Here is a 15865-nt window from a genome sequence, read left to right on the forward strand (position 1 = left end):
CTCAGGCGTCTCCGGCAGGCGAGCGGTGGAGCCGCGCCCAGCCGTCCGTGATGACCCGGCCGTACAGGACGTCGGGCCCGAGGCGTCGGAGCTCTTCCGCGAGGCATTCGCGGAGCGTCCGACGGGGGAGGACGAGATCGTGCGACGGCTGGCCCGGCTGGGTCAGCGTCGCGTCGACGGTCGTCGTGCGCTCGAGCAGGACGTCACCGCTCGGCCGCTTGAGGCGGACACTGCGGATGCCGTGCTCCCACTCGTCGCGGGGAGCGTACTGCCAGTTCACCGGTACATCGAGCATCAAGCACAGCCAGGCGGCGAGCAGTCCTGTCGACGGCGAGCTGCCGCTGCCGACGACCTCGACCTCGGTCACCGGCTCGTAGGGAGGCTGGTCGAGGACGGCCGCGAGCTGCTCGCGCCAGTGCGTCAGGCGTGTCCACGCCAGATCGGTGTCTCCGGGCGCGTAGCCGTCGCCCAGCGCGGCGAGCCGTCCACTGTCGTAGGGCAGCGTGGCGGCGTCGGTGATCCGGCGCTGCGCGATGCGGCCGATGGGGGACTGCGACGGGTCTGCGGGCGGGTGGTCGGGCCACCAGGCCACAACAGGCGCGTCGGGCAGCAGGAGGCCCGTGATGAGAGCCTCGTCGTTGCTCGCTGCGCCACCGCTGGCGCGCAGGACCACGACCTCGCTTGCACCGGCGTCGCCGCCGACCCGGATCTGCGCGTCGAGCTTCGATTCGCCCTTCGCATCGGTGATCAGCACGATCACGCGCATCGGGTGCTCGCGCGAGGCGTCGTTGGCCGCCTCGATCGCGTCTTCTTCGAGCCCGTGCGACGTCGCGATGACGAGTGTGAGGACGCGTCCGAGGGCGACGGCACCGCCCTCCTCGCGCACGTTGACGAGTTCGCGGGCGATCTTCGACACGGTCGTGTCGGGCAGATCGACGATCATGGACGCCTCCAGACGCGGCCGTCGCGGGCCAGCAGTTCATCTGCGGAAGTGGGGCCCCAGGAGCCGGGCGCGTACTGCTCGAGCGGACCGCCCTGCTTTGCCCAGAACTCCTCGACGGGGTCGAGGATGCGCCACGAGAGCTCGACCTCCTCGTGCCGCGGGAAGAGCGGCGGATCGCCCAGGAGGACATCGAGGATGAGCCGCTCGTATGCCTCGGGGCTGGATTCGGTGAACGCATGGCCGTAGCCGAAGTCCATCGTGACGTCGCGGACCTCGGTGGCGGCCCCCGGCACCTTGGAGCCGAATCGGATCGTGACGCCCTCGTCGGGTTGGACGCGAATCACCAGGGCGTTCTGGCCGAGCTCCGTCGTCTGATTGCGCAGGAACAGATGCTGCGGGGCCCGCTTGAACACGACCGCGATCTCGGTCACGCGGCGGCCCAGGCGCTTGCCCGTCCGGAGGTAGAACGGCACACCTGCCCAGCGGCGCGTGGCGATGTCGACCTTGATGGCGGCGTAGGTCTCGGTCGTCGACTCGGGATTCATCCCGTCCTCGTCGAGGAAGCCGGTGACCTCTTCGCCGCCCTGCCACCCGCCGGCGTACTGTCCGCGGGCGGTCGCGGTCGAGAGATCGGCCGGCAGCTGGACAGCGGCGAGCACCTTCTCCTTCTCGGCCCGCAGGTGGCCCGCCTCCATCGAGATGGGCTCTTCCATCGCGGTGAGGGCGAGGAGCTGGAGAAGGTGGTTCTGGATGACGTCGCGGGCCGCGCCGATGCCGTCGTAGTATCCCGCACGCCCGCCGACGCCGATGTCTTCGGCCATCGTGATCTGCACGTGGTCGACGTAGTTCGCATTCCAGATCGGCTCGAACAGCTCGTTCGCGAAGCGCAGTGCGAGGATGTTCTGCACCGTCTCCTTGCCGAGGTAGTGGTCGATCCGGAAGATCGAGTCGGCCGGGAAGGCCACCTCGAGCGCCTCGTTGAGTTCGCGGGCCGTCTTCAGGTCGCTGCCGAACGGCTTCTCGATGACCACGCGGCGCCAGGTGTCGGCATCCGCGTGCTCGTCGACCAGGCCGGAGTCCTTGAGCTGCTTCGCGACGATCGGGAAGTCCTTCGGCGGGATCGACAGGTAGAACGCGTGGTTCCCCATCGTCCCGCGATCGACATCGAGCTTCTCGACCGTCTCGCGGAGCCGACGGAAAGCATCGGCGTCGCCGAACTCGCCGGAGACGAAGCGGATGCCCTGGAGGAGCTGCTTCCAGGTCTCTTCGCGGAACGGCGTGCGCGCGTACTGTTTCACCGCCGAGTGCACGACCTCCGCGAAGTCCTGGTCCTCCCAATCGCGTCGGGCGAAGCCCACGAGGGCGAACCCGGGGGGCAGCAACCCGCGGTTGGCGAGGTCGTAGACGGCGGGCATGAGTTTCTTGCGCGACAGGTCGCCGGTGACGCCGAAGATCACGAGAGCGCTGGGCCCTGCGATGCGGTTCAAGCGGCGGTCGTCGGGATCGCGCAGGGGGTTGTGGGCGCGCGAGATCTCCACGGTCATGGGAGGGGTCTTCCTACTGGGCGGCTTCGAAAAGGGTGAGGACCTCGGTCGCGGGGTCCGTCAGGGTGAGCGTCACGACGGGGCGGCCGCGCTCGGCGAGGACCGCGGCGTCGCCGGAGGCCTGCGCTTCGATCAGACGGCCGAACGTGAAGGGACGACCCGGAATCTCGAGGTCGACGTCCGTGCGCTCGGTGATCTGGACGAACACGCCGTTCGCGGGGCCGCCCTTGTGGTACTGACCGGTCGAGTGCAGGAACCGCGGTCCCCACCCGAACGTGGTGGGGCGGCCGGAGTCGGCGGCGATCAGTTCGCGCACGCCGGCCAGCTGCGGCACGGCGGTGCGATCGACATAGGCCTGGACGGCGACGTATCCGTCGGCCGGGACGACCCGCCACAGATTCGCGAGGACCCCCGCGAGCGTGCGATCCGCCGCGAGGGCGGGATCGGACACCCGCACTTCGACGCCGTCCTCGACGAACAGCGGCGCGGTCGACGCGGGCTGCGCATCGAGCAGGCCACGCGCGGCGGTCTTCGCAGCCTCGACGTCGGGCTGGTCGAAGGGGTTGATCCCGAGCAGGCGACCGGCGATCGCTGTGGCGTACTCCCACACCAGGAACTGAGCGCCCAGGGAACCGCTGACGAGCACCTCGCCGGGGTGCTGCTCGAGGATCTGGAAGTGGACCGCGTCGCCGACGAGTCGCACGACCTGCAGGTCATCGGGAAGGAGGTCGAGCTCGGGGGAGAGCGGGGTGGCGACGACGGGCAGGATGCCGGTGCCGGCCTTCCCGGTCGATTCGGCGACCAGCTGCTCGATCCAATCGGGGAGTCCCACGATGTGGGTCCCGTCGCTGATGAGGGCCAGCTTGTCGCGGCGCGGTTCGCCGCCCGCGATCGCCGCGGCGAGCACGAGAGCGGGGTTGCGCGGGTCGTCCACGGCCACTTCGAGCAGGGTCGCGTCGGCTTCGTCGAGCAGCTGCCCGATGTCGGCCCCCGCCAATCCCGCCGGCACGAGGCCGAAGGCCGTGAGCGCCGAATAGCGCCCTCCGACCGTCGGGTCGGCGGTGAACACCCGGTGTCCCGCTTCGCGCGCCTCGTGCTCGAGCGGAGAGCCCGGGTCGGTGACGACGACGATGCGATCGGCCGGATCGATACCGAGATCGCTCCACGCAGCAGCGAAGGCGCGACGCGCCGAATCGGTCTCGACCGTCGAACCCGACTTCGACGAGACGACGAGGACGGTCTCGGCGAGACCGCCTGTCTCCGGGTCGCCGTCGATGGCCGCCAGGACCTGCCCGGGGGCGGTGGAGTCGAGGATCGTCAGCGGCACACCGTGCGTGCGGGCGATGACCTCGGGAGCGAGCGACGAGCCACCCATCCCGGCCAGCACGACGCGCGTGATACCCCGGCCGAGGAGCTCGGAGCGCAGCGCCTCGATCTCGGCGACGAGCGGACGCGACACGGTGACGGCCTGCACCCAGCCGAGTCGGTGGGACGCCTCGGCGGCGGCATCAGGACCCCACAGGTCGGCGTCACCGGCGGTGATGCCGCTCGCCACCAGATCGGCCACGAGCCGGGGCACGGTCTTCTCGACGACGTCGGAGACATGCCCCGAGACGTGGATCTCGAAGCTCAACGGGCGCTCTCCAGAGCCTCCGTCACCGTGCCCTGCAGGTCGTGCCACGACGCGATGAACTTGTCGACGCCCTCGTCCTCCAGCAACTGGGTGACGTCTTCGAGGTCGATTCCCACCTCGGCGAGGTCGGCGAAGACCTTGTGCGCGGCCTCGTAGGCTCCGGTGACGGTGTCGCCGGAGATCACACCGTGGTCGAAGGTCGCCTCGAGGGTCTTCTCGGGCATCGTGTTGACGGTGCCGGGGGCGACGAGCTCGGTGACGTAGAGGGTGTCCGGCAGCGCGGGGTCCTTGACACCGGTCGAGGCCCACAGCGGACGCTGCAGGTTCGCGCCGGCGGCGACGAGGTCCTGGGCGCGCTGCTCGGCGAACTTCTTCTCGAAGAGCTCGTAAGCCAGGCGCGCGTTGGCGACACCGGCGAGCGACTTCAGCTCGTTCGCGGCATCCGATCCGATCGCCGTGAGGCGCTTGTCGACCTCGGTGTCCACACGCGAGACGAAGAACGACGCGACCGAGTGGATGCCACCGAGGTCGATGCCCGCCTCGCGGGCGCGTTCCAGGCCGGCGAGGTAGGCGTCGATGACCTCGCTGTAGCGCTCGAGCGAGAAGATCAGCGTGACGTTGACGCTGATGCCGGCGGCGATGACCTCGGTGATCGCGGGCAGGCCGGCCTTGGTCGCGGGAATCTTGATCAGGACGTTCGGGCGGTCGACCGCGGCGGCAAGCTTCTTGGCCTCGGCGATGGTGGCGTCGGTGTCGTGCGCGAGGTCGGGGGAGACCTCGATCGACACGCGACCGTCGACGCCGCCCGTCTGGTCGAAGATCGGGCGGAAGATGTCGGACGCGTTGCGCACGTCCGTCGTCGTCAGCTCGAAGATCGTGTCGTCGGTGGAGGCTCCGGCCTTGGCCTGCGCCTCGATGGCCTCCTCGTAGCCGACGCCCGCGCTGATGGCGGCCTGGAAGATCGAGGGGTTCGTCGTCACGCCGACGACGTTGCGGGTGTCGATGAGCTCCTGCAGGTTGCCGGTGGTGATGCGCTGACGCGACAGGTCGTCGAGCCAGATGCTGACGCCGGCGTCGGAGAGGTCCTGGGTGGGCGTGCTCATGCGTTGTTCTCCTCAACGGTTGCGCGGGCGGCCGCGACGACGGCCTCGGTGGTGATTCCGAACTTCTCGAACAGGGTCTGGTAGTCGGCCGAAGCGCCGAAGTGGTCGATGCCGACCGAGCGTCCGGTGTCGCCGACGATGGAGCGCCACAGCGGGGTGGCACCGGCCTCGACGGAGACGCGCGCACGGACGGCTGCGGGCAGCACCGACTCGCGGTACGCCTCGTCCTGCTCGGCGAACCATTCGAGCGCGGGGGCCGAGACGACGCGGGCCTGGATGCCGTCGGCGGCGAGAGCCTCGCGCGCTTCGACAGCCAGCTGCACCTCGGAACCGGTGGCGATGATGATGACGTCCGGCTGGCCGCCCTCGGCATCGATGAGCACGTACGCGCCCTTCGCCACGCCGTCCGTGGTTGCGAAGCCGTCCTCACCGCGCGGGAACACCGGGATGTTCTGTCGCGTCAGGGCGATGCCCGCGGGGCCGGCCTGGCGGCGCAGCAGCTCGTGCCACGCGGCCGCCGTCTCGTTGGCGTCGGCCGGACGGACGACCGTGAAGTTGGGGATGAGTCGCAGCGACGAGATCTGCTCGATCGGCTGGTGCGTCGGGCCGTCCTCGCCGAGGGCGATGGAGTCGTGCGTCCACACGTAGATCGACGGGATGTTCATCAGGGCGGCCAGGCGCACCGCGGGGCGCATGTAGTCGCTGAAGATGAGGAAGGTGCCGCCGAAGGCGCGCGTCTTGCCGTGCAGGACGATGCCGTTGACGATCGCGCCCATCGCGTGCTCGCGGATGCCGAAGTGCAGGACGCGGCCGTACGGGTCGCCCGACCACTCGTGCGTGGACCACTCGGTGGGGATGAAGCTCTTGCCCGACTTGATCGTCGTCAGGTTCGACTCGGCGAGGTCGGCGGATCCGCCCCAGAGCTCGGGGAGCTGGTCGGCGAGCGCGTTGATGACCTGACCGCTCGCGGCGCGGGTCGACACGGCCTTGCCCGCCTCGAACGCGGGGACCGACACGTCGGCCGGCAGCTCGCCGGACTCGAGGCGATCGAGCAGCGCCTTGCGCTCGGGGTTGGCCTCGGCCCAGGCGTCGAACGACTTCTGCCATTCGGCGCGCTCGGCTGCGGCGCGCTCGGCGAGGGAACGGGTGTGGCTGATGACGTCGTCGGCGACCTCGAAGCTCTTCTCGGGGTCGAACCCGAGCACCTTCTTCGTGGCGGCGAGCTCGTCGGCGCCGAGCGCGGAGCCGTGGATCTTGCCGGTGTTCTGCTTGCCGGGAGCCGGCCAGCCGATGATCGTCTTGAGGACGATGAGGGAGGGCTTGTCGGTCTCGCCCTTCGCCGCCTCGATCGCGGAGTAGAGGGCGGCGACGTCTTCGACGTATTCGCCCGTGCTCTTCCAGTCGACCGTCTGCACGTGCCAGCCGTAGGCCTCGTAGCGCGCTGCGACATCCTCGGTGAAGGCGACGTTCGTGTCGTCCTCGATCGAGATCTGGTTCGCGTCGTAGATCGCGATCAGGTTGCCGAGCTGCTGGTGTCCGGCAAGCGATCCGGCCTCGGCCGTGATGCCCTCCTGGATGTCGCCGTCGCTCGCGATGACGTAGATGAAGTGGTCGAACGGCGAGGTGCCGGCCGGCGCCTCGGGGTCGAACAGACCGCGCTCGTAGCGAGCCGCGTAGGCGAAGCCGACTGAGGTGGCGAGGCCCTGGCCGAGCGGGCCGGTCGTGATCTCGACGCCCTTGGTGTGGCCGTACTCGGGGTGTCCCGGGGTCAGTGAGCCCCAGGTGCGCAACGCCTTCAGATCATCGAGCTCGAGACCGAAGCCGCCGAGGTAGAGCTGCACGTACTGCGTGAGGGAGGAGTGACCCGCCGACAGGATGAAGCGGTCGCGCCCGAGCCAGTCGGTGTCCGTGGGGTCGTGCCGCAGCACGCGCTGATACAGGAGGTAGGCGGCGGGGGCGAGGCTCATGGCCGTACCCGGGTGGCCGTTGCCCACCTTCTCCACCGCATCCGCGGCCAGGACGCGGGCGGTGTCCACCGCGCGCCGATCGATCTCGTCCCAACGAAGTTCCGACACTCGGTCGCCTTTCTCGAGAGGCAGCGCCTGCGCATGCCGCTCCGCAGTCAGGAAGGGAGGGGTTCGGCGCCGGCGCGCGTATGACCTCAGCATAGCGAGGACGCCAGACGGCCGGGGCGCGCACGTCGTCATGTGACAGTCGTGATAGGGCGGCCCCGCGGAGGCCCTCCTCGGCGGATGCCCTAGACTGGACAGGTTCACAGCGGTGAGATGCGGGGAGCGATGGACATCACGACGACTGCCGGTTCGGCCTCCGTCGACACCTCTCGTGGCACGTCGTTCGGTGCGACCGTCCGCGCGTATGTCGCGCTCACGAAGCCCCGCGTGCTCGAGCTGCTGCTCGTGACGACGGTGCCGGTCATGATCCTCGCGGCCGGCGGTCTTCCGAATCTCTGGCTCGTGCTCGCGACGGTCGTCGGAGGCGCGATGAGCGCCGGGTCCGCCGCCGCGTTCAACATGTACCTGGACCGCGACATCGACGCGCACATGAAGCGCACCGAGAACCGGCCCATCGTGACGGGCGAGGTCTCGGCCCGCGGCGCGTTGATCTTCGCGTGGACGCTCGCGGTGGCATCCACGGTGTGGCTCGCCGTGACGACGAACTGGGTCGCGGCATCCCTCAGCGTCTTCGCCATCTTCTTCTACGTCGTGATCTACACGATGATCCTGAAGCGCCGCACGGAGCAGAACATCGTCTGGGGCGGCATCGCGGGTTGTTTCCCGGTCGTGATCGGATGGTCGGCCGTGACCGGCTCGCTCTCGTGGGCGGCGCTCATCCTGTTCGTTCTCGTCTTCCTCTGGACGCCGCCGCACTACTGGCCGCTGTCGATGAAGTACAAGAACGACTACGACGAGGTCGACGTGCCCATGCTGGGCGCAACCCGCAACGGGTCGCAGGTCGGCCTTCAGGTCATCCTCTACGCGTGGGCGACCGTCGCGTGCTCGCTGCTGCTCATCCCGGTGGCGCCGATGGGGCTCGTGTACACCGTCTCGGCGATCGTCTTCGGCGGGTGGTTCCTCTACGAGTCGCACCGTCTGTACAACCGCGCCGTCCGCGGCGAGCAGGCTCGCCCCATGCGCGTGTTCCACGCCTCGATCACCTACCTGACGCTGGTCTTCGTGGCCATCGCGGTCGACCCGCTGCTGCCCTTCTGAGGCCGCACCCGCGCGGCTGGGCTCACTGGGCTCACTTGACAGGTGGGGCCCCTTCGGCGCGTGGGTAGGGGCGCGAGCTGCCACCTGGATCTGCAGGCCCGGGGTCGCTGGGCTCACTTGGCAGGGGCGCCCCCTCAGCGCATGGGTGGGGGCGCGAGCTGCCAGGTGAACCCGGTTGGGGTCGACCCGAGTGCTGGCGCGCGCAGAACGGCCGCCCTCCTCACCCGGGAAGCCCGAGTGCCGCGGAGGACGGCCGTTCTGAGGGTGTGGCGGCGCGGGTCAGCGCTGCTGCGGGTCGTTGGACGGCGACTCCAGGGTCGAGGTCGTGGCCGGGTCGGGCGCCGTCGTGTCTGCGGCCGAAACCGCGGTCGTCTCGGTCGAGACCGCCGGCTCCGAGGCCGCGCGCTCCGAGACCACGGGCTCCGAGATGACATGCTCCGAGGCGGGCACAGCTGCATGCCGATCCTGCTCTCCGGCGGTGCGGCGCGGCTCCCGCGGGAAGACCGAGCTCAGCGCCGCGGTGGCGAGGGCCAGAGCCAGACCGACGACGCCGGCGCCGAGGAGGATGCCGCCGAACACGCCCCAGATCTGGCCGACGTAGACGTCGACACCCGTGGCGGTGTTGTCGAGAATGGTCGCCTCCATGTGGCTGAGCTTCTCGACCAGGACGTAGGTGCCACCGCCGATCGCGGCAACCGATCCGGCAACGAGGATCCAGAACGGGATGCTGCGGACAATGCGGGGGTGAACGCTCATGGTGCTCCTTCGTGTCGCGACCGCTGTCGGCGGCCTCGAACACTCTGGGGGATCGACCTCTGCGTGCCCCTTCCGAAGCCTATGAGGCTTCTGTGTGCGCGACCTCTCGTTCGGTCGCGGGCGCCACGCTCGACAGCGGAGCCTTCAGCGACATCACGACGGCGACCATCGCGGCTACGAGGGCCACGGCGAGCACCATGTGGATGTTCACGAGCGCGATCGGCAGGCCCGTGCGCGCCTGCCACAGGCCGACCGCGATCTGCAGCAGCTCGATGCCGAGCAAGAGGCCCGTCCAGCGCTGCAAGCCGGTCGTGCGGGGGAGCCGGATGGCGCCCGACACGAGGACGAGCGTCAGCACGAGGGTGATGTATGCGGGCCAGCTGTGCACGTGCTGCCAGAAGATCGGGTCGAGGCCGTTGCGGGCGGCGGCGTCGTCACCGGCGTGGGGCCCCGCTCCGGTGAGGAGGATGCCGACGACGACCGTCACGGTCACCGCGAGCGTCGTCACGTGCGTGGTGATGGCGTACGCCCGCGGCACGATCCGCGCGCGCGGGCCGGGCGTCGCATAGACGCGCACGAGGAACGCTGTCGCCAGCGCGACAAGCGCCGCCGAGATGAGGTAGTGGAGCCCGACGATGCTCGGGTGGAGGTGAAGCCAGACCGTGATGCCGCCCACGACGGCCTGCACGATGATCCCGAGGCCGACCAGGAAGCTCAGGACGGGCAGCTCGCGTCGCGTCGCGCGAAGGCGGACGACGGAGAGGAAAGCGAGCAGGGCGACGATGACGAGCACGCCGGTGAGGGTGCGGTTGCCGAATTCGATGAGACCGTGGATGCCCATCTCGGGCGTCGGGGTGAGCGAGCCCTCCGTGCAGTACGGCCACGTCTCGCACCCCATGCCCGATCCGGTGAGCCGGACGAGGCCGCCGGTGCCGACGATGCCGATGTTCGTGATGACGAGCAGCCATCCCATGATGCGCGTCCATCGCGTGATGGCGGTCGGCATGATCGTCGCGACGAGTCCGGGGCGGGTTCGGACCAGTGACATCGGACTCCTCCGGGGGCGCTCGATTCGCGCCTCGTACGTTCCGGGCAGGCCCGCGGATGGGGGCGTTGCCTGTAGAATCGGGTGTGTTCGGGATGGCGGCGCGTGTGCACGTCGTCCCTCATAGTCTAGGCGCGGCATCCGCGTCCATCAGGCCCGCGAATCGGCATCCCCGTCCACGTGACTCCCGTCGGAGTCGGGAATGCCGGGACGGATGACACCGTTGCGGTGCGAAGAGGAGGAAAGTCATGTCGGATGTGCTGATCGACCGACCGGAACTCGAAGGCCTGGGGGTGTACGAGTTCGGCTGGCACGACACGGATGCCGCGGGCGCTGTCGCGCAACGCGGCATCAACGAGGACGTGGTCCGCGGGATCTCGGCCCTCAAGAACGAGCCGGAGTGGATGCTGAGGACGCGTCTGAAGGGCTATCAGCTGTTCGGCCGCAAGCCGATGCCCACGTGGGGTGCTGACCTCAGCGACATCGACTTCGACAACATCAAGTACTTCGTGCGCTCGACCGAGAAGCAGGCGCAGTCGTGGGAGGACCTCCCCGAGGAGATCCGCGAGACGTACGAGAAGCTCGGCATCCCCGAGGCCGAGCGGCAGCGTCTCGTCGCCGGCGTCGCCGCCCAGTACGAGTCCGAGGTCGTCTACCACCAGATCCGCGAGGACCTCGAGGCGCAGGGCGTCATCTTCATGGACACCGACACGGCGCTGCGGGAGCACCCCGAGTTCTTCGAGGAGTACTTCGGCACCGTCATCCCCGCAGGCGACAACAAGTTCGCGGCGCTCAACACCGCCGTGTGGTCGGGCGGCTCGTTCGTCTACGTCCCCAAGGGCGTCCACGTCGAGATCCCGCTGCAGGCGTACTTCCGGATCAACACCGAGAACATGGGGCAGTTCGAGCGGACGCTGATCATCGCCGATGAGGACAGCTACGTCCACTACATCGAGGGATGCACCGCGCCGATCTACAAGAGCGACTCGCTGCACTCGGCCGTGGTGGAGATCATCGTGAAGAAGAACGCCCGCGTTCGCTACACGACGATCCAGAACTGGTCGAACAACGTGTACAACCTCGTCACCAAGCGCGCCGTCGCCCACGAAGGCGCGACGATGGAGTGGGTCGACGGCAACATCGGCTCCAAGGTGACGATGAAGTACCCGTCGATCTACCTCATGGGCGAGCACGCGAAGGGCGAGACCCTGTCGGTCGCCTTCGCCGGTCCCGGTCAGCATCAGGACGCCGGCGCCAAGATGATCCACATGGCGCCCTACACCCAGTCGTCGATCGTCTCGAAGTCGATCGCGCGCGGCGGCGGCCGAGCCGGCTACCGCGGAGAGGTCCGGGTCGACGCGAACGCGCATCACTCGGCCAACACCGTGCGCTGCGACGCCCTGCTCGTCGACACCATCTCGCGGTCCGACACGTACCCCGCGATCGACATCCGCGTCGACGACGTCCAGCTCGGGCACGAGGCCACCGTGTCGAAGGTGTCCGAGGAGCAGCTGTTCTACCTCATGAGCCGCGGTATGCCCGAGGACGAGGCGATGGCCATGATCGTGCGCGGCTTCATCGAGCCGATCGCGCGCGAGCTCCCGATGGAGTACGCCCTCGAACTCAACAAGCTCATCGAGATGGGCATGGAAGGCAGCGTCGGCTGATATGACCAGCGTCACCCAGGCCCCCGCCACCGGCGAGAAGGGCCACATCGACCCTGCAGCGGCATTCGTGCCCGTCCAGACGCGTTCCGAGCGGCCGTCGTCGTACGACCCGGCCGATTTCGGCGCCCCGACGGGCCGCGAGGTCAACTGGAAGCACACCCCCATCGACCGGTTGGCCCCGCTGCTGGTCGACGAGGCCGGCCCGACCGGCGTCGTCTCGGTCGAGGTGACCGCGCCGGCCGAGGTCGAGCAGGCCCGGCTCCGCGTCGGCGATGCGCCCCGCGGCGAGGTCTTCCGTCCCGAGGACCTGCCGAGCGCCATCGCGTGGTCGCAAGAGGCCGAGGCGCCGCTGCTGCGGATCCCCGCAGGCGTCGAGCTGAATGAGCCGGTCGTGGTCAGCCTCCGCGGCAACGGCGGCCTGGCCCACGCGCACGTCGTGATCGAAGCCATGCCGAACGCGCGGGGCACCGTCATCCTCCGCCACGAGGGGACCGCCGCCCACGCGCAGAACGTCGAGATCATCGCTCGCGACGGCTCAGCCCTCACGGTCGTGTCGCTGCAGCGCTGGGACGACGACGCTGTCCACGCCGCGGCGCACCAGGCCCGCGTCGACCGGGACGCCTCGCTCACCCACGTCGTGGTGAGCCTCGGTGGCGCGGTGGTCCGCGTGAACCCGTCGCTCGAACTCGCCGGTTCCGGGGCCGAGGGGCGGATGTACGGTCTGTCGTTCGCCGACTCGGGGCAGCACCTCGAGAGCCAGGTGTACCTCCACCACAAGGGCCCCCAGACCGTCGGCGACGTCCTGTACAAGGGTGCGCTGCAGGGCGAGAGTGCTCACAGCGTCTGGATCGGCGACGTGCTGATCGGCCCCGACGCCGTGGGCACCGACTCCTACGAGGCGAACCGCAACCTCGTCCTCACCGATGGCGCGCGTGCCGACTCGATCCCGAACCTCGAGATCGAGACCGGCGACATCCAGGGCGCGGGTCACGCGAGCGCGACCGGCCGGTTCGACGACCAGCAGCTGTTCTACCTGCAGGCGCGCGGCATCCCCGAGGCCGAGGCGCGCCGCCTGGTCGTGCTCGGATTCCTCGCCGAGATCGTCCAGAAGATGGGCGTGGACGAGCTTGCGGACGAGCTGCTGCAGGCCATCGAGGCCGAGCTCGCAGCCGGAGCCGGCGCGTGACCGCGCAGAAGGTCCTGAAGCTCAGCGAGCTGGAGCAGGACACGGCGGTGCGCGTCGTCATCGACAAGGTCCCCATGGCCGTCGTCCTCGACGCCAACGGCGAGGTGCACGCGATCGGCGACACCTGCACCCACGGCGACATCTCGCTCGCCGAGGGCTTCGTGGAGGGCGACACGCTGGAGTGCTGGGCGCACGGCTCGGCATTCTCGCTGCGCACCGGCCAGCCCCTGAATCTTCCGGCCTACGAGCCGGTCCCCGTTTACGAGGTCACGATCGACGGGGATGACATCCTCATCGACCCCGCCGTGACCCGCGATGTGAAGTGAAGTAAGGAACCCGACATGTCTGTTCTCGAGATCCGCGACCTGCACGTGACGGTCGAGACCGAGGCGGGGGCCACCCCGATCCTCAACGGTGTCACCCTCACGGTGCGCACGGGCGAGACCCACGCGATCATGGGGCCCAACGGCTCCGGAAAGTCGACGCTCGCCTACGCGATCGCCGGACACCCCAAGTACACCGTGACCGGCGGCTCGATCTCGCTCGACGGCGAGGACGTCCTCGAGATGTCCGTCGACGAGCGCGCCCGCGCGGGCCTCTTCCTCGCGATGCAGTACCCGGTCGAGGTGCCCGGCATCACGGTCACCAACTTCCTCCGCACGGCCAAGACGGCCGTCGCGGGCGAGGCTCCGGCGATCCGCTCGTGGACCAAGGATGTCAAGCAGGCGATGGCCAACCTGCGCATGGACCCGAAGTTCGCGCAGCGCAACGTCAACGAAGGGTTCTCGGGCGGCGAGAAGAAGCGCCACGAGATCCTCCAGCTCGAGCTGCTCAAGCCGAAGATCGCGGTGCTCGATGAGACCGACTCCGGCCTCGACGTCGACGCGCTCAAGATCGTCTCGGAAGGTGTGAACCGCGCGAAGGCCGACACCGACCTGGGCGTGCTGCTGATCACGCACTACACCCGCATCCTGCGCTACATCCAGCCGCAGTTCGTCCACGTCATGGTCAAGGGACGGATCGTCGAGGAGGGCGGCCCCGAGCTCGCCGACCGACTCGAGGAAGAGGGCTACGACCGCTTCCTCGACGCCGACACCCCCGTCGACGCGTAAGATCGTTACATGACCGCAACACTCGCGCCCGAGAAGTACGACGAGGTCACCGAGGCTCTCAAGGACGTCATGGATCCCGAGCTGGGGATCAATGTCGTCGACCTGGGCCTCATCTACGACCTCGCGTGGGACGACGAGAACGACGCCCTCATCATCCACATGACGCTGACCTCGGCGGGCTGCCCGCTGACGGACGTGCTGGAGGAGCAGACGGCTCAGGCTCTCGACAACGTCGTGGACCGTTTCCGCATCAACTGGGTGTGGATGCCGCCGTGGGGCCCCGAGCGCATCACGGACGATGGCCGCGACATGATGCGCGCCCTCGGTTTCGCGATCTGACGACTTCCGCAGACAAGCCCCCGTGGCCGCCGGACGGCGGAGACGGGGGCTTTCGTCATGCGGCGACACCTGCCGGCGGCGCGCCCGGACCCGCGACTAGGCTCGCCGAATGAGCATCCAGCCCCTCGACGCCCTCCCGCTCGAGACGCTGCGGCGACGGTCGAGCACGAAATGGCGATCGTACCCGCACGACGTCATCCCGATGTTCGTCGCGGAGACCGATTTCGCGCTCGCGGAGCCCATCACGCAGGCTCTGCGCGACGCGGTGGAGATCGGTGACACCGGTTATACGCCTCCGCAGCCCGGTATCGCGGAGGCGTTCGTCGGGTTCGCCCAGCGGCGATGGGGATGGACGGTCGACCCGAGCCGGGTCCGCTGGACCGGGGACGTCATGATGGGCGTCGTCGAGCTCCTGCGCGCCACGGTCTCGCCGGGCGATCGCGTCGTCGTCAACCCTCCGGTGTATCCGCCGTTCTTCGACACGGTGGCCGAGGCGGGCGCCATCGTCGAAGAGGTGCCCCTCGTCGACACCGGCACGGCCTGGGAGCTCGACCTCGACGGCATCGAGCGAGCCCTCGCCGGGGGCGCGCGGGCCGTTCTGCTCTGCAATCCGCACAACCCCACGGGAACCGTGCACTCGCTGGAATCGCTCCGTGCGCTCGCGATCCTCGCGCACCGGTACGGCGCCGTCGTGATCAGCGACGAGATCCACGGTCCCCTCGCGGCAGCCGACGTCGTCTTCACCCCGTTCCTCACAGCATCGCCGGAAGCCGCCGCCGTCGGCTTCGCGGTCACGAGCGCGTCGAAGGCCTACAACCTCGCTGGGCTGAAATGCGCCGTGCTCGTGACGGCATCCGAGACGAACGCTGACGTCGTTCGGGGACTGCCCTGGGAGGTGGAGTGGCGCACGGGTCTCTTCGGCGCGCTCGCAGCGATCGCCGCCTTCTCGCCGGAATCCGATGCCTGGCTCGACGGCCTGCTCGCGCGCCTCGATGTCAACCGGCGGCTGTTGGGCGAGCTGCTGACCGAGCACCTTCCGCTGGCGCGCTTTCGCATCCCCGACGCGGGATTCCTCGCGTGGATCGACGTGTCGGCGTACGGCTGGGGCGATGATCCAGCCGACCCGATCCGAGAAGGTTCCCGTGTCGCCCTCCACCACGGCCCGTTCTTCGGTACGGAGGGCATCGGGCACGTGCGCCTGAACTTCGGCTGTGGGCCCGACGTACTGCGAGACGCCGTCAGCCGTGTCGGTGCGTTCGCGCGTCAGACGGTGCTCACCCGCGGCTGAATCGGTGGCGCCGCACGCG

At 69.1% G+C, this 15865-nt stretch carries 14 protein-coding genes; 7 read left to right on the plus strand and 7 right to left on the minus strand.

Annotated features, from left to right (window positions below; all coding sequences use genetic code 11):
- Position 1: 1 nt before the first annotated feature.
- Genes P6897_RS06300 through tkt form a run of 5 tightly spaced genes read right to left on the minus strand, consistent with a single transcriptional unit; the run spans position 2 to position 7298 of the window.
- A complete protein-coding gene (locus tag P6897_RS06300) occupies positions 2-943 on the minus strand; it encodes a glucose-6-phosphate dehydrogenase assembly protein OpcA (protein ID WP_112614032.1) in 942 nt (313 codons plus the stop codon).
- The gene (gene zwf, locus P6897_RS06305; RefSeq protein WP_269266572.1) at positions 940-2487 is read right to left on the minus strand and encodes a glucose-6-phosphate dehydrogenase; all 1548 of its coding nucleotides are present in this window, start codon (positions 2485-2487) and stop codon (positions 940-942) included. Before zwf ends, P6897_RS06300 begins: the two co-directional genes overlap by 4 nt.
- A 13-nt stretch (positions 2488-2500) precedes the next feature.
- Positions 2501-4120 carry a glucose-6-phosphate isomerase gene (locus P6897_RS06310; protein ID WP_282502564.1) on the minus strand — a complete coding sequence of 540 codons (1620 nt, stop codon included), beginning with the start codon at positions 4118-4120 and terminating at the stop codon, positions 2501-2503.
- A complete protein-coding gene (gene tal, locus P6897_RS06315; RefSeq protein WP_282502394.1) occupies positions 4117-5223 on the minus strand; it encodes a transaldolase in 1107 nt (368 codons plus the stop codon). The genes P6897_RS06310 and tal overlap by 4 nt, the downstream gene beginning before the upstream one ends.
- Positions 5220-7298, minus strand: coding sequence for a transketolase (gene tkt / locus P6897_RS06320; RefSeq protein WP_112614040.1), 2079 nt, complete (start codon positions 7296-7298; stop codon positions 5220-5222). The genes tal and tkt overlap by 4 nt, the downstream gene beginning before the upstream one ends.
- A gap of 222 nt (positions 7299-7520) precedes the next feature.
- On the opposite strand from tkt, the gene P6897_RS06325 reads away from it, so the two are divergent.
- A complete protein-coding gene (locus tag P6897_RS06325; protein WP_112615075.1) occupies positions 7521-8453 on the plus strand; it encodes a heme o synthase in 933 nt (310 codons plus the stop codon).
- Between the two features lie 279 nt (positions 8454-8732).
- Here the strand turns inward: P6897_RS06325 and P6897_RS06330 are convergent, their stop codons facing one another.
- Positions 8733-9209, minus strand: coding sequence for a dinucleotide-utilizing enzyme (locus P6897_RS06330; protein WP_112614042.1), 477 nt, complete (start codon positions 9207-9209; stop codon positions 8733-8735).
- A 79-nt stretch (positions 9210-9288) separates the two neighbouring features.
- A complete protein-coding gene (locus tag P6897_RS06335; protein ID WP_282502396.1) occupies positions 9289-10257 on the minus strand; it encodes a COX15/CtaA family protein in 969 nt (322 codons plus the stop codon).
- Positions 10258-10502: 245 nt separating this feature from the next.
- On the opposite strand from P6897_RS06335, the gene sufB reads away from it, so the two are divergent.
- The 6 genes from sufB (at position 10503) to P6897_RS06365 (ending at position 15846) form a co-directional block, all read left to right on the plus strand.
- Positions 10503-11921 carry a Fe-S cluster assembly protein SufB gene (gene sufB / locus P6897_RS06340; RefSeq protein ID WP_282502398.1) on the plus strand — a complete coding sequence of 473 codons (1419 nt, stop codon included), beginning with the start codon at positions 10503-10505 and terminating at the stop codon, positions 11919-11921.
- 1 nt (position 11922) lies between these two features.
- Positions 11923-13107, plus strand: coding sequence for a Fe-S cluster assembly protein SufD (gene sufD, locus P6897_RS06345; protein WP_269266567.1), 1185 nt, complete (start codon positions 11923-11925; stop codon positions 13105-13107).
- Positions 13104-13433, plus strand: coding sequence for a non-heme iron oxygenase ferredoxin subunit (locus tag P6897_RS06350; RefSeq protein ID WP_112614048.1), 330 nt, complete (start codon positions 13104-13106; stop codon positions 13431-13433). The genes sufD and P6897_RS06350 overlap by 4 nt, the downstream gene beginning before the upstream one ends.
- A gap of 15 nt (positions 13434-13448) precedes the next feature.
- Positions 13449-14219, plus strand: a complete 771-nt coding sequence (gene sufC, locus P6897_RS06355) for a Fe-S cluster assembly ATPase SufC (RefSeq protein ID WP_112614050.1) — start codon at positions 13449-13451, stop codon at positions 14217-14219.
- Between the two features lie 9 nt (positions 14220-14228).
- Positions 14229-14558, plus strand: a complete 330-nt coding sequence (locus P6897_RS06360; protein ID WP_023951434.1) for a metal-sulfur cluster assembly factor — start codon at positions 14229-14231, stop codon at positions 14556-14558.
- Between the two features lie 109 nt (positions 14559-14667).
- Positions 14668-15846 carry an aminotransferase class I/II-fold pyridoxal phosphate-dependent enzyme gene (locus tag P6897_RS06365; protein WP_282502399.1) on the plus strand — a complete coding sequence of 393 codons (1179 nt, stop codon included), beginning with the start codon at positions 14668-14670 and terminating at the stop codon, positions 15844-15846.
- The last annotated feature ends 19 nt before the right edge of the window (positions 15847-15865 follow it).

The organism is Microbacterium sp. BDGP8 (genome assembly GCF_029991045.1).
GTDB classification, from domain to species: domain Bacteria; phylum Actinomycetota; class Actinomycetes; order Actinomycetales; family Microbacteriaceae; genus Microbacterium; species Microbacterium plantarum.

What these genes read in the sequence shown, in the direction of transcription:
- P6897_RS06300 (WP_112614032.1), bottom strand. Translation starts at nt 943, where the DNA reads ATGATCGTCGATCTGCCCGACACGACCGTGTCGAAGATCGCCCGCGAA.
- zwf (WP_269266572.1), bottom strand. Translation starts at nt 2,487, where the DNA reads ATGACCGTGGAGATCTCGCGCGCCCACAACCCCCTGCGCGATCCCGAC.
- tal (WP_282502394.1), bottom strand. Translation starts at nt 5,223, where the DNA reads ATGAGCACGCCCACCCAGGACCTCTCCGACGCCGGCGTCAGCATCTGG.
- P6897_RS06325 (WP_112615075.1), top strand. Translation starts at nt 7,521, where the DNA reads ATGGACATCACGACGACTGCCGGTTCGGCCTCCGTCGACACCTCTCGT.
- P6897_RS06330 (WP_112614042.1), bottom strand. Translation starts at nt 9,209, where the DNA reads ATGAGCGTTCACCCCCGCATTGTCCGCAGCATCCCGTTCTGGATCCTC.
- P6897_RS06335 (WP_282502396.1), bottom strand. Translation starts at nt 10,257, where the DNA reads ATGTCACTGGTCCGAACCCGCCCCGGACTCGTCGCGACGATCATGCCG.
- sufB (WP_282502398.1), top strand. Translation starts at nt 10,503, where the DNA reads ATGTCGGATGTGCTGATCGACCGACCGGAACTCGAAGGCCTGGGGGTG.
- sufD (WP_269266567.1), top strand. Translation starts at nt 11,923, where the DNA reads ATGACCAGCGTCACCCAGGCCCCCGCCACCGGCGAGAAGGGCCACATC.
- sufC (WP_112614050.1), top strand. Translation starts at nt 13,449, where the DNA reads ATGTCTGTTCTCGAGATCCGCGACCTGCACGTGACGGTCGAGACCGAG.
- P6897_RS06360 (WP_023951434.1), top strand. Translation starts at nt 14,229, where the DNA reads ATGACCGCAACACTCGCGCCCGAGAAGTACGACGAGGTCACCGAGGCT.
- P6897_RS06365 (WP_282502399.1), top strand. Translation starts at nt 14,668, where the DNA reads ATGAGCATCCAGCCCCTCGACGCCCTCCCGCTCGAGACGCTGCGGCGA.